Annotated in this window: 9 protein-coding genes; 7 read left to right on the plus strand and 2 right to left on the minus strand. The window is 70.4% G+C overall.

Features of this window, described 5'->3' with window-relative positions:
• Nucleotides 1–84 precede the first annotated feature (84 nt).
• A complete protein-coding gene (locus tag MMR14E_RS24915) occupies nt 85–2,076 on the minus strand; it encodes a L,D-transpeptidase family protein (protein WP_331317979.1) in 1,992 nt (663 codons plus the stop codon).
• 246 nt (nt 2,077–2,322) lie between these two features.
• Complete coding sequence (locus tag MMR14E_RS24920) at nt 2,323–3,807, minus strand: sigma-54 dependent transcriptional regulator (RefSeq protein ID WP_331317981.1); 1,485 nt, start codon at nt 3,805–3,807, stop codon at nt 2,323–2,325.
• Nucleotides 3,808–4,055: 248 nt separating this feature from the next.
• Between MMR14E_RS24920 and MMR14E_RS24925 the strand changes: the two genes are divergently transcribed.
• The 7 genes from MMR14E_RS24925 to recJ all read left to right on the plus strand — a co-directional run bounded on the left by MMR14E_RS24925 (nt 4,056) and on the right by recJ (nt 13,079).
• A complete protein-coding gene (locus MMR14E_RS24925; RefSeq protein WP_331317982.1) occupies nt 4,056–5,927 on the plus strand; it encodes a M3 family oligoendopeptidase in 1,872 nt (623 codons plus the stop codon).
• 109 nt (nt 5,928–6,036) lie between these two features.
• Nucleotides 6,037–7,398, plus strand: coding sequence for an AarF/ABC1/UbiB kinase family protein (locus MMR14E_RS24930; RefSeq protein WP_331317983.1), 1,362 nt, complete (start codon nt 6,037–6,039; stop codon nt 7,396–7,398).
• A 122-nt stretch (nt 7,399–7,520) separates the two neighbouring features.
• The gene (locus MMR14E_RS24935; RefSeq protein ID WP_012319754.1) at nt 7,521–7,814 is read left to right on the plus strand and encodes an aa3-type cytochrome c oxidase subunit IV; all 294 of its coding nucleotides are present in this window, start codon (nt 7,521–7,523) and stop codon (nt 7,812–7,814) included.
• 205 nt (nt 7,815–8,019) lie between these two features.
• Nucleotides 8,020–9,249 (plus strand): Re/Si-specific NAD(P)(+) transhydrogenase subunit alpha, encoded by a 1,230-nt coding sequence (locus MMR14E_RS24940; RefSeq protein ID WP_331317985.1) that lies wholly within the window; start codon nt 8,020–8,022, stop codon nt 9,247–9,249.
• A 24-nt stretch (nt 9,250–9,273) separates the two neighbouring features.
• Nucleotides 9,274–9,729, plus strand: coding sequence for a proton-translocating transhydrogenase family protein (locus tag MMR14E_RS24945; protein WP_020092006.1), 456 nt, complete (start codon nt 9,274–9,276; stop codon nt 9,727–9,729).
• A 4-nt stretch (nt 9,730–9,733) separates the two neighbouring features.
• A complete protein-coding gene (locus MMR14E_RS24950) occupies nt 9,734–11,131 on the plus strand; it encodes an NAD(P)(+) transhydrogenase (Re/Si-specific) subunit beta (protein WP_012319751.1) in 1,398 nt (465 codons plus the stop codon).
• A 130-nt stretch (nt 11,132–11,261) separates the two neighbouring features.
• Nucleotides 11,262–13,079, plus strand: a complete 1,818-nt coding sequence (recJ, locus tag MMR14E_RS24955; protein ID WP_331317988.1) for a single-stranded-DNA-specific exonuclease RecJ — start codon at nt 11,262–11,264, stop codon at nt 13,077–13,079.
• Nucleotides 13,080–13,084: the final 5 nt, after the last annotated feature.

Here is a 13,084-nt window from a genome sequence, read left to right on the forward strand (position 1 = left end):
CCGAAACGGCTAAGGCTCGACCGTGGCGAAATCGTGCCCGGCTGTGCGGCCGCGCACGTGAAAGTTGCTACTGGCGCCGGTGGGTCACCACCACCCGCGCGGCGCCGCCTGCTGCGGCGCGGGCGTCCACAGGCCCGGCTCGCCGTATTCCGGCGCGCTGTCTTCCGCCTCCTCGTAGCGCCCGGTCGGCCACGCGTCGGCATCCGCGACCGGGCGCTCGGGCGCGCGGCGATGGACCGTGCGGGTCGCGGGCGGCTTCGGGGCGCGCTCGGCCCTGCGCCGCGGCGGCTCGTCCGGGAGCCGCGCGATCGCCGGCCCTCCGCCGCCCGGCAGCCCGAGCGCAGCGCGCATCGGCGCGTCGTAGCCGTAGAGATCCGGCAGCGTGCGGTAGGTGCCGCCGTCGTCCACGAAGGCGGTGAAGTAGGCGAGGTGGACCGGGAGCTTCTCCGGCAGCCGGATCGTGCGCTCGCCCTTGCCGATCAGCTTCTTCAACCGATCCTCCGACCAGTTCGGCAGCACCACGTCGGCGAGGCGGAACGGATCGTCGACGCGCACGCAGCCGTGGCTGAAATCGCGCTTCGACGCGGAGAACAGCGAGCGGTTCGGCGTGTCGTGCAGGTAGACCGCGTGCTGGTTCGGGAACATGAACTTGATGAAGCCGAGGGCATTGCGCTCGCCCGGAGGCTGGCGCAACGAGATGTGCCCGCCGCGCCGGACGACCTCGTAGCCGCCCCAGGTCTTGCCGCCGTAGCCGGCCAGCTTCGGCGCCATGGTCTTCAGGATCGACGGCGGGACGTACCAGGACGGGTTGACGACCGCGTACTCCATCAGCCCGGAGAACAGCGGCGTGCGCGATTCCGGCTTGCCGACGATGACCCGCGCCTCGTCGCGCATGACCCCACCGCGGTAGGCGCGCAGGCGGTACTCCGGCACGTTGACCAGGATGTAATCCGAGCCCAGGTCGCCCGGCAGCCAGCGCCACCGCTCCATGTTGACGATGATCTCGGCCTCGCCGCCGGTCGGCCGCGCCGTACGGCCGGCATCGGCGAGGGCCAGGACCGTCTGGACGTTCAGGACGCCGTTCCCCGGCAAATTGCGGCCGCGCTGGAACTTGGCCACCGCGTCGGCGACGACGGAATCGTACTCCTCAGGCTCGCCGGGCCCCTTGTCCAGGGTCCCGGCCGGGCGGCTCTCGAGGTTGAAATGCGCCCGCAGCAGCGGGACGCGGGCATCGCGCATGCCGATGCGGAGAACCGGCCCCGCCGGCAGGCGCAGCGGCTTCACGGCGGACGGCGCGGGTCCGCGCAGGGCGGCGAGCCGCGCCTTGAGAGCGAGATAGCCGGCGGTCGCCGGGTTGTAGGCCTGCAGCGCCTCGCCGGCCTTCGCGCCGGCCTCGTCGAGCTTCGCCAGGACGTCGTTCCCGGCGGGAAGATCGAGGTGCGGGGTGATCAGCCGCGAGATCGAGGCGAGGTTGACCCGGCCGCCGCGGGCATCCCGGGCGTAGAGCACCGCGGCCGCCGACAGGCGCAGATCCGCGTCGGCGACGGCCTTGTCGTCCGGCTTATCCGCCAGCGCCGGGACCGTGTAGGCGCGCGGGTCGAGACCGTCCTCGCCAGCGGCCGCCAGCCGCGCGGAGACCGCCTTCGCGGCTTCGGTCCAGGCCCCCCCGGAGATCCAGAGCGGCCTGAAGCTGCGGGCCTCGTAGAAGCTCCGGATCGCGTCCCGGTCCTTGCCGGTGAGCCGCAGCAGCAGGGGCGCGGCATCCGCGAAGCGGGCGAAGATCGCGGCGCCGAGCGGGTCCGTCGGGGCGACCGGAGCCGCCGCAGCGGGAGCCGGGGCCGGCTCGGCCGCCGGCGCCTCCGGCTTGTAGTCGGGAAGGGCCGTGGCGGCGGGCCCCGACGGATCGGCCTGCGCCGGCGGTGCCGGCGGGGCGCTCGGCGCGATCGGTGGGGATGCCGGGATATCGGTGGTCGGCTGGTCCAGCGCGACCGTCGCGGCGCGGAGGGAGCCGGCCGGGGCCAGCGTGCCGCCGAGGAGGGCGGCCAGCGCGATGAGGCTGGAGCGCGGGACGCGCATCGTGATCTCCCGGGGTGCGGCGGCGGGACCGCACGCTCAGATTGTGATTATCCGCGCAAGCGTGGCTTTCAGCAACCGCAGTTGTCGCGAATAGAGGGTCGGTCCTGCAGATGAATGTGTCATTTTCAATGCTGGTCAGCTTAGGATCAGCTCAATCTTCTGCCGGCCGCGTGGAGCAGGGTCGAGAATTCCACCGGGTGTGGCCGAAACGAATGCACGCGGTGCGCTAGCGCACGCGGCGTTCGATCAGGCGGCGTCCTCGGCTTTAGCGTCGTCCTCCAGCCCCAGATCCTTGAGCTTGCGGTAGAGGGTGGAGCGGCCGATGCCGAGGCGGCGCGAGACCTCCGACATCCGCTGCCGATAGAACTGGAGCGCGAAGCGGATGATCTCCGCCTCCAGGACGTCCATAGGCTTCATCTCGCCGGTCTCCTCGGCGACGAGCGACATGGCGTGCGGGTCGCGGACCTCCACGCGGACGATCTCGCGCACGGGCTCGGGGGCGTAGGCCGGCATCTGCGGCTGGACCGGCGCCGCCGGGATGCGCACGTCGAAGCCTTCGACCTGCGCGGCGATCTGCGGAAATTCGGAGACCGTCAGTTCGTCGCCGTCCGCCAGAACGACGGCGCGGAACAGGGCGTTCTCCAGCTGCCGGACGTTGCCCGGCCAGGGATAGCGCGTGAGCAGAGCCATCGCTTCCGGGCTGATCGCCCGCACGCGCTTGCCCTCCTCGGCCGAGAACCGGGCGCAGAACGAGCGGACGAGGTCCGGGATGTCCTCGCGGCGCGCGCGCAGGGGCGGCAGCGTCATCGGGAAGACGTTGAGGCGGTAGTAGAGGTCCTCGCGGAACTTGCCCTGCTTCACGAGGTCCAGCAGCGACCGGTTGGTGGCCGAGACGAGCCGGATGTCCACGCGCACCGAGCGCTTGCCGCCGACGGGATCGACCTCGCCCTCCTGAAGGGCCCGGAGAAGCTTCACCTGCGCGTCGAGGGGCAATTCGCCGATCTCGTCGAGGAACAGCGTCCCGCCCGAGGCCTCGACGAACTTGCCGGCATGCTTCTCGGTGGCGCCGGTGAACGCGCCCTTCTCGTGGCCGAACAGGGTGGACTCGACCAAGTTCTCCGGGATCGCCCCGCAATTGACCGTCACGAACGGCTTGCCGCGCCGGTCGCCGGAGCCCTGGATCGCCCGGGCCAGAACCTCCTTGCCGACGCCGGACTCGCCCTCGATCAGCACCGGGATGTTCGATTTGGCCGCCCGCTCGGCGAGGCGGATCACCCGCTCCATGTCGGGGCTCTTGGAGGTGAGATCCTTGAAGGTGAGCGCCCCGGAAGCCCGGCGGCGCATGCGGCGCACCTCCTCCTCGAGCGTGTCGACCCGCAGGGCGTTCTTGATCGAGACCTGGAGCCGCTCCGCGCCCGCCGGCTTGACGACGAAATCCACGGCGCCGGCCCGCATGGCGCTGACCACCGTGTCGATGGAGCCGTTGGAGGTCTGGACGATGACCGGCGTGGCGAGGCCGCCCTTGCGCATCTCGGCCAGGACACCGAGCCCGTCGAGCCCCGGCATGACGAGGTCGAGGAGCACGACATCCGCCCCCTCGGATCTCAGCAGGGTCAGCGCGTCCGCGCCCGTCTCGGCGATCCGCGCCTCGAAGCCGAAGCGGCGCACGGCCGCCTCGGCCAGGCGCCGCTGGACCGGATCGTCGTCCACGATGAGCACGGTGGCGGACATAGCGGCTCCCTGAACGGCGCGCGAAGGCCGGACACGCGACGCGGGTCGACCCGGTCGCGGCCTCTGATTCGGCGACTGTTTCGTTTCGAGCCGTAGGGTGACCGACAGTCGTAAAGTGCCGCTTAACGACGTTTGCACGGCGCCGTCACCAAACGCGGGCCGGTCCGACGAACCGTCCGCGTTGAACGCGTGGCGGCACGCTCGATATCAGGGTACGGGGCCGGAGCCCTTGGAGAGGATCGCACACCATGATGCCGAGCCACACCGCCTCGCCGGCGACTGTCCGCCTGCCGGAGGGCGTGAGTGCCGCGCGCGCCGCCGCGAAGGCTGCCGACCTCGGCCATCTCCCGGAATGGGACCTGAACGATCTCTATTCCGGCCTCGATGATCCGAAGTTCTCCGGCGACATGACCCGCGCCGAGGAGGAGTGCCGCCGCTTCTCGGAGACCTATGCCGGCCGGATCGCCGAGCTCGCCGCGGGCCCGGACGCGTCCGCGCGTCTGGCCGAGGCGGTGCGGGCCTACGAGGGCATCGAGGACCTGCTGGGCAAGCTCATGTCGTTCGCCGGGCTCGTGTATTCCGGCGACACCACCGACGAGGCGCGGGCCAAGTTCTACGGCGACACCCGCGAGCGGCTGACCAGCGCCTCGGCGGACCTCCTCTTCTTCGCCCTGGAGCTGAACCGCGTCGACGATGCGGCCATGAACGCCGCGATGGCCGCGGGGCCGCTCGCCCACTACGCGCCGTGGATCGAGGACCTGCGGCGGGAGAAGCCGCACCAGCTCGACGACCGCACAGAGAAGCTGTTCCTCGAGAAGTCGGTCACGTCGAACGCCGCCTGGGACCGGCTGTTCAACGAGACGATCGCGTCGCTGCGCTTCACCGTGCAGGGCGAGGAGATGCCGCTGGAGCCGACGCTCAACAAGCTCCAGGATCCGGACGGCGCCGTCCGCAAGGAGGCCGCCGGCGCGATCAGCGCGGTGCTGCGCGGCCAGCTGCGCGTGTTCACGCTCATCACCAACACGCTGGCGAAGGACAAGGAGATCAGCGACCGCTGGCGCGGGTTCAAGGACGTCGCCGACGCGCGCCACCTGTCGAACCGGGTCGAGCCCGAGGTGGTGGAAGCCCTCGTCGACGCGGTGCGCGCCGCCTATCCCCGCCTGTCCCACCGCTACTACACGCTCAAGGCGAAGTGGTTCGGGCAGGAGGCGCTGCCCTACTGGGACCGCAACGCGCCGCTGCCCCGCGTGGAGCAGCGCACGATCCCGTGGACTGAGGCCCGCGACACGGTTCTGTCCGCCTACGACGCGTTCTCGCCGAGGATGGCGGGGATCGCGCGGCGCTTCTTCGACGAGCGCTGGATCGACGCGCCGACGCGTCCCGGCAAGGCGCCAGGCGCCTTCGCGCATCCGACGGTGCCCTCGGTCCATCCCTACGTGCTGGTGAACTACCAGGGTAAGCCGCGGGACGTGATGACGCTGGCGCACGAGCTGGGCCACGGCGTCCACCAAGTGCTCGCGGGGCCGAACGGTGCGCTGATGGCGCCGACGCCCCTGACGCTGGCCGAGACGGCGAGCGTCTTCGGCGAGATGCTGACCTTCCGCCGGCTGCTGGCCGCGACCACCGACACGACCCAGCGCCGGGCCATGCTCGCCGCCAAGGTCGAGGACATGATCAACACGGTGGTGCGCCAGATCGCCTTCTACTCGTTCGAGCGAAAGGTCCACCTCGCCCGCGCCAAGGGCGAGCTGACCACCGACCAGATCAACGCGCTGTGGCTGTCCGTCCAGGCGGAATCGCTCGGCCCGGCGATCACGCTGGATTCGGGCTACGAGCCCTTCTGGGCCTACATCCCGCACTTCATCCACTCGCCGTTCTACGTCTACGCCTACGCGTTCGGCGACTGCTTGGTGAACTCCCTCTACGGCGTCTACGCCAGGGCGGAGGACGGCTTCGTGGACCGGTACTTCGCGCTGCTCGCGGCCGGCGGCTCGAAGCCCTACGGCGAACTCCTCGCGCCCTTCGGCCTCGACGCGAAGGATCCCGGCTTCTGGCAGATCGGACTCGGCATGATCGAGAGCATGATCGTCGAGCTGGAGAGCATGGAAGGCCAGGCCTGAGCGGAGTGCTGCGGGCCCGGCCGATGCCCGCGGCGCAGGGACCCACGCCCCTGGTTCGCGGCCAGGGGCGGCTTATCTGCGCATCATCATCAGACAAGCAGATCGAGAGATGGCCGAGACCGACCGCGAAGCCAACCGCTTCTCCGCCCGCGCCGGGCGCTACGCCAGCGTGGGCGCCAATGTCGGCGGCGTCGCCGCCCGGATGGCCATGGCGCGGCTGTTCGGAAAGGAGGGCACGACCAACGCCGCCGCCCTCGCGCAGGCGCTCGGCGGCCTGAAAGGCCCGATCATGAAGGTGGCCCAGCTGCTGGCCACCGTCCCGGACCTTCTCCCGCCCGAGTACGCCACCGAATTGCAGAAGCTCCAGGCGGACGCCCCGCCCATGGGCGCGGCCTTCGTCCGGCGGCGGATGCAGTCGGAGCTCGGTGCCGGCTGGCAGGACCGCTTCGGGAGCTTCGACCTCAAGCCCGCGGCGGCGGCGTCGCTCGGCCAGGTCCACCGCGCCACCGCCAAGGGCGGCGACCGTCTCGCCTGCAAGCTCCAGTACCCGGACATGCAATCGGCCGTGGAGGCCGACCTGAAGCAGCTGGAGGTCGCGTTCGCGCTGCACCGCCGGATGAACACGTGGCTCGACACGCGCGAGATCGCGAAGGAGATCGGCGCCCGGGTGCGCGAGGAGCTCGATTACGAGCGCGAGGCCAAGCACGCGGCGCTGTACGGGGCGGTGCTCAAGGACATCGCGGCCGTGCGGGTGCCGCGCGTCTATCCGGAACTGTCGACGAAGCGCCTCCTGACGCTCGGCTGGCTCGACGGGGACAAGATCCTGGGCTTCGCCGACGAGCCCGTCGAGGTCCGTAACCGGATCGCGCAGGCGATGTTCAAGGCGTGGTGGCACCCGTTCAGCCGGGCCGCGGTCATTCACGGCGACCCGCATCTCGGCAACTACACGGTGTTCTCCGACGCCGGCGAGGCCGCGGGAATCAACCTGTTGGACTACGGCTGCGTGCGGATCTTCCATCCGCGATTCGTCGGCGGCGTCGTGGATCTCTACCGCGGCCTGCTGGAGAACGACGACGCCCGCATCGTCCACGCCTACGAGGTGTGGGGTTTCAAGGACCTCGACAAGGAGAAGATCGAGATCCTGAACATCTGGGCGCGCTTCATCTACGGGCCGCTGCTCGAGGACCGCACGCGCACCGTCGCTGACGGGGTCAAGCCGGGGGAGTACGGTCGGCGACAGGCCTTCCAGGTCCATCAGGCCCTGAAGGAGCGGGGGCCCGTCACGGTACCGCAGGAATTCGTCTTCATGGACCGCGCAGCCGTCGGCCTCGGCGCGGTGTTTCTCCACCTCAGATCGGAACTCAACTACCACCGGTTGTTCGAGGCCGAGATCGAGCATTTCTCACTGGACGAACTCACGAAGCGTCAGGGCAGGGCGCTCGCGGCGGCGGATCTGCCGAAACCGGCCTGAGCCGGCGCGAAGATCCACCGAGAGAGCGATCAACTTGCGTGCGTCCGATTGCGGCAGGTAAACGCTTGAGCTACATCCGACCGCGACCGCAAGAAGTCGCGTCTTAGGGAAACGAGCGCACGATGGCCGAGAGTGACACGGTGGCCGGGCACACCTACAGCCCGGCGATGGACGCGAAGACTCACGAGCAGACCTATCGCGGGTTCGTCCGGTTCGTCGAAATCGCCACCGGCGTCGTGATCTGCTGGGTGCTGGCCCTGGCTATCGGCGGCATCCGCGAAGCGTGGCTGCTGGCCATCGTGGGCGTGATCGCCTCTGGAGCCGCGGGCGCGGTGGGCGCCCTCGCGCCGGCCGTGGGGTGGAAGGCTCCGCTGGTCGTCGGCATTCTCCTGGTCCTCTACCTGTTCTTCGCCTGAGATGGTCGTGCGCGGCGGCATCGAGCGTCGGCGCGGATGACGAGCCCGCTCGCCTGCCGAGCGGGGCGCCTACGCATTGTTGGCAATTAAATTGGGCGCAAGTTACATTCCGGCCGCATCCAACGCGGTATCGTAGATCCGCCTCTCGAAAAGCTGCGCCGGTTCGCGCATTCGAAAGGCCGAGCTTTTCCAGGGGAACCCTCGCATGCGCATTGCTGTGCTGTCCGAGACGGACTCCGCGGAGCCGCGCGTCGCCGCGGTTCCTGAGACCGTCAAGAAGTTCAAGACCCTCGGTGCCGACGTCGTGGTTCAGGCCGGTGCGGGCCAGAAAGCCGGCATCCTGGACTCCGAGTACGAGGCCGCCGGCGCCAGCATCGCCGGGAGCGCCGCCGACGCCGCCGGGGATGCCGACCTCGTGCTCAAGGTGCGGCGCCCGAGTGCCGAGGAACTGCCGCAGCTGAAGCGCGGCGCCACCGTGATCGCGATCATGGACCCCTACGGCAATGAGGACGCCCTCAAGGCTATGGCCGAGGCCGGGATCGACGGCTTCGCCATGGAGCTGATGCCCCGCATCACCCGCGCGCAGGTGATGGACGTCCTGTCCTCGCAGGCGAATCTCGCCGGCTACCGCGCGGTCGTCGACGGCGCCGCCGAGTACGGGCGGGCCATGCCGATGATGATGACCGCCGCCGGCACCGTGCCGGCCGCCCGCGTCTTCGTCATGGGCGTCGGCGTGGCCGGCCTCCAGGCCATCGCGACCGCCCGGCGCCTCGGCGCGGTCGTGACCGCGACCGACGTGCGCCCGGCCACCAAGGAGCAGGTCGAGTCGCTCGGCGCCAAGTTCGTCGCCGTCGAGGACGACGAGTTCAAGCAGGCCGAGACCGCCGGCGGCTACGCCAAGGAGATGTCGGCCGAGTACCAGAAGAAGCAGGCGGAGCTGGTCAAGGGCCACATCGCCAAGCAGGACATCGTCATCACCACCGCGCTGATCCCCGGTCGGCCAGCGCCGAAGCTCGTCTCCGAGGAGATGGTGGCGTCGATGAAGCCGGGTTCGGTCCTCGTCGATCTCGCGGTGGAGCGCGGCGGCAACGTCGCCGGTGCCAAGGCCGGCGAGGTCGTCACGAACGACCGCGGCGTGAAGATCGTCGGCCACGTCAACGTGCCGGGGCGGCTCGCCGCCACCTCGTCGAGCCTCTACGCCCGCAACCTCTACGCCTTCGTCGAGACCCTGATCGACAAGGAGTCGAAGGCGCTGGCGATCAACTGGGACGACGAGCTGGTGAAGGCCACCAACCTCACCCGGAACGGCTCGGTCGTCCACGCATCCTTCCAGCCCAAGACCGATGGCGCAGCCTCGGAAGCCGCCTCCGTGGGGCTGGCCAAGTCGGAGGCCAGCAAGGCGTCCGGCGCGGCCGCCCCGACGGGCGCGCAATGAAGCCCGGCCGAGAGGAGTAGCAGAATGGCAAACGTCATCGTCCCTCCCGATCAGGCGGCCGATCAGGCCCGCGTCCTGGCCGACGCCGCGCGCGCGGCGGCCGCGGTGGCGCGCAACGCCGCCGACCAGGCGCAGGTCATCGCTGACGGCATGGGCCACGGACTGAGCGCTGCCACTGGCGGCGCGGTCGATCCCACCGTGTTCCGGCTCGCGATCTTCGTGCTGGCGATCTTCGTCGGCTACTACGTGGTCTGGTCGGTGACCCCGGCCCTGCACACCCCGCTCATGTCGGTCACGAACGCGATCTCGTCGGTGATCATCGTCGGCGCGATCCTGGCGGTCGGCGTTCCGCTGATCGAGAAGGGAACGGGCCTCGCCCGGTTCTTCGGCTTCATCGGCATCGTGCTCGCCAGCGTGAACATCTTCGGCGGCTTCCTGGTCACGCAGCGCATGCTCGGCATGTACAAGAAGAAGGGCTGAGCCGGTGTCAGAGAACGTCTCCTCCCTTCTCTATATCGTCGCCGGCGTCCTGTTCATCATGGCGCTGCGGGGGCTCTCGCACCCCACCACCTCCCGGCAGGGCAACCTGTACGGCATGGTCGGCATGGGGCTCGCCATCCTGACCACCCTCGTCGGCCACCCGCCGGCGGGTGCCGGCGCCTGGATCCTCGTGCTGCTGGGTCTCGGCATCGGCGGCGGTGCCGGTGCCGTGATCGCCAAGCGCGTGCCGATGACCGCGATGCCGCAGCTCGTGGCAGCCTTCCACTCGCTGGTCGGCCTCGCGGCCGTGTTCGTGGCGGCGGGCGCGCTCTACGCGCCGCAGGCCTTCGGCATCATCGAGAACGGCCACTTCCACAAGCAGTCGCTGTTCGAGATGGGTCTGGGCGTGGCCATCGGCGCCATCACCTTCACGGGCTCGGTTATCGCCTTCGCCAAGCTCGACGGGCGCATGTCCGGCAAGCCGATCATGCTGCCCCAGCGCCACCTCATCAACGCGCTGCTGGCGGCCGGCCTCGTGCTGCTGATCGCGCTGTTCATCGGCACGGAGTCGAAGGCGATCTTCTGGCTGATCGTCATCGCCTCGCTGGTGCTGGGCGGCCTGATCATCATCCCGATCGGCGGCGCCGACATGCCGGTGGTCGTGTCGATGCTCAACTCGTACTCGGGCTGGGCGGCGGCCGGCATCGGCTTCACCCTGGGCAACCTCGCGCTGATCATCACCGGCTCGCTGGTCGGCTCCTCGGGCGCGATCCTCTCCTACATCATGTGCCACGCGATGAACCGGTCGTTCATCTCGGTCATCCTCGGCGGGTTCGGTGGGGACACCGCCGCGGCCGGCACCGGCCAAGTCGAGACCCGGCCCGTGAAGCAGGGCTCGGCCGACGACGCGGCCTACATCATGAAGAACGCCGAGCGGGTCATCATCGTCCCGGGCTACGGCATGGCGGTCGCGCAGGCGCAGCACAGCTTGCGCGAGATGGCCGACATGCTGAAGAAGGAGGGCGTCGACGTGAAGTACGCCATCCACCCGGTGGCAGGCCGCATGCCGGGCCACATGAACGTGCTGCTGGCCGAAGCCAACGTCCCCTACGACGAGGTGTTCGAGTTGGAGGACATCAACGGCGAGTTCCCGCAGGCGGACGTCGCCTTCGTGATCGGCGCCAACGACGTCACCAACCCGGCCGCCAAGACCGACAAGGCCTCGCCGATCTACGGCATGCCGATCCTCGACGTGGAGAAGGCCAAGACCGTGCTGTTCATCAAGCGCGGCATGGGCTCCGGCTACGCGGGTGTCGAGAACGAGGTGTTCTTCCGCGACAACACCATGATGCTGTTCGGCGACGCCAAGAAGGTCGTCGACAACATCCTGAAGTCGCTCTGAGACTCAGGTCTCCGGCAGCTTCGAGGGGCGGGCAGCGATGCCCGCCCTTTCTCGTTGTCGGATCGGGTTCGCCGTCGCTGTTGCGGCGGGGCGCAAGATTCGCCGCGCGGCCCGGTGTAGGGTGCCGCCCGTGTCGTCCGCTCCGCTCCTCGCCGAACCACCGCCCTTCCTGGGTGTCGCCGCCTCCGTGACGGGTCGGCGCTGGCAGGAGCGCTGCGGCGGCGCGGCCGTCCAGAATCACATCGCCAAGATGGTCCAGGCCCACGGGCTGCCGGAGCTTCTGGCCCGGGTGCTGGCGGGACGCGGTATCGTCCCGGAGGCCGCACCGCGCCACCTCGCGCCGCGGCTGCGGGACCTGATGCCGGATCCGGACACGCTCCTCGACATGGAGGCGGCGGTCCGCCGCCTCGTCCGCGCGGTGAAGCGCGGGGAGACGGTGGCGGTGTTCGGCGACTACGACGTCGACGGCGCCGCGAGCGCGGCCCTGCTCGCCGGCTACCTCCGCGGTCTGGGACTGCGCGCGCCGATCCACATCCCCGACCGGATCACCGAGGGCTACGGCCCCAACGTCGCGGCGATCACCGCGCTGGCGGCGGAGGGCGCGACGCTCCTCGTCTGTGTCGATTGCGGGACGAGCGGCCACGCGCCCCTGGAGGAGGCCGAGAAATCCGGCCTCGACGTCATCGTCCTCGACCACCACGCGGCTTCCGAGGTCCTTCCGCCGGCCCGCGCCGTGGTCAACCCGAATCGCCTCGACGACCTCTCGGGCCTCGGCCATCTCTGCGCCGCCGGCATCGTGTTCCTGACCCTGGTCGCGCTGAACCGTGCCCTGCGGCAGGAGGGCTTCTTCGGTTCCCATCGCCCCGAACCGCAGCTCACCGACGCCCTCGACCTCGTCGCCCTCGCGACCGTCGCCGACGTCGTGCCTCTCACGGGGCTCAACCGGGCCTTCGTGACCCAGGGTCTCACGGTGATGCGCCATCGCGGCCGCACCGGCCTCGCGGCGCTGCTGGACGCGGCCTCACTCGGCGAGCCGCCGGAAGCGTGGCATCTCGGCTTCGTGCTCGGGCCGCGCATCAACGCCGGCGGGCGCATCGGCGACGCCGCCCTGGGCGCCCGCTTGCTGACCACGGCCGATCCCGGCGAAGCCGCCCGGATCGCCGCCGACCTCGATCGCCTCAACCGCGAGCGTCAGGCGATCGAGGCGCAGGCCGTCCTGGAGGCCGAGGCGGAGATGGACCGCGCCCTGACGCTCGATCCGGCCCGCACCGTGCTGGTGACCGCCAGCGCCGAGTGGCACCCCGGCATCGTCGGCCTCATCGCCTCGCGGTTGAAGGAGCGCTTCAATCGCCCGGCCTTCGCCTTCGCGATCCGCCCGGACGGGACCGCCACGGGTTCGGGTCGGTCAATTCCCGGCGCGGATCTGGGACTCGCGGTCCGCGCCTGCGTCGAGACCCGGATCGCCAGCAAGGGTGGCGGCCACGCCATGGCGGCCGGCGTGACGGTGCGCGCCGACGACATCCCGCGCTTCGAGGCGCATCTGGCGATGCTGCTCGGGGCGAGCGTCGCGGTGGCCCGGGCCGCCGACGCCCTGCTGATCGACGGCGGCCTCAGCGCCGGCGGCGCCACCGCCGAGACGGTCCGGCTGCTGCAGCAGGCCGGCCCGTTCGGCCAGGGTGCACCCGAGCCGCTCTTCGCGCTCGGCCGGCATCGTCTCGTCGATGCCGGCGTGGTCGGCTCGAACCATGTCAGGGCCCGGCTGCGCAGCCGCGACGGGCAGGTGGTCGGGGCGATCTGTTTCCGCGCGGCCGAGCGGCCGCTCGGCCTGGCCTTGCTGAACGGGATCGGCCGGGAGATGCACGTGGCCGGGACGCTGTCCTGCGACCGCTGGCGCGGCGCCGAGCGCGCCCAGCTCCGCATCGTCGATCTCGCGCCGTCCGAGCCCTGAGCGCC

The organism is Methylobacterium mesophilicum (genome assembly GCF_036441335.1).
GTDB classification, from domain to species: domain Bacteria; phylum Pseudomonadota; class Alphaproteobacteria; order Rhizobiales; family Beijerinckiaceae; genus Methylobacterium; species Methylobacterium mesophilicum_B.

Bases quoted from the DNA above. Each gene is read 5' to 3' on its own strand.
- MMR14E_RS24920 (WP_331317981.1), bottom strand. From the start codon at position 3,807: ATGTCCGCCACCGTGCTCATCGTGGACGACGATCCGGTCCAGCGGCGC.
- MMR14E_RS24925 (WP_331317982.1), top strand. From the start codon at position 4,056: ATGATGCCGAGCCACACCGCCTCGCCGGCGACTGTCCGCCTGCCGGAG.
- MMR14E_RS24930 (WP_331317983.1), top strand. From the start codon at position 6,037: ATGGCCGAGACCGACCGCGAAGCCAACCGCTTCTCCGCCCGCGCCGGG.
- MMR14E_RS24940 (WP_331317985.1), top strand. From the start codon at position 8,020: ATGCGCATTGCTGTGCTGTCCGAGACGGACTCCGCGGAGCCGCGCGTC.
- MMR14E_RS24915 (WP_331317979.1), bottom strand. From the start codon at position 2,076: ATGCGCGTCCCGCGCTCCAGCCTCATCGCGCTGGCCGCCCTCCTCGGC.
- MMR14E_RS24945 (WP_020092006.1), top strand. From the start codon at position 9,274: ATGGCAAACGTCATCGTCCCTCCCGATCAGGCGGCCGATCAGGCCCGC.
- MMR14E_RS24935 (WP_012319754.1), top strand. From the start codon at position 7,521: ATGGCCGAGAGTGACACGGTGGCCGGGCACACCTACAGCCCGGCGATG.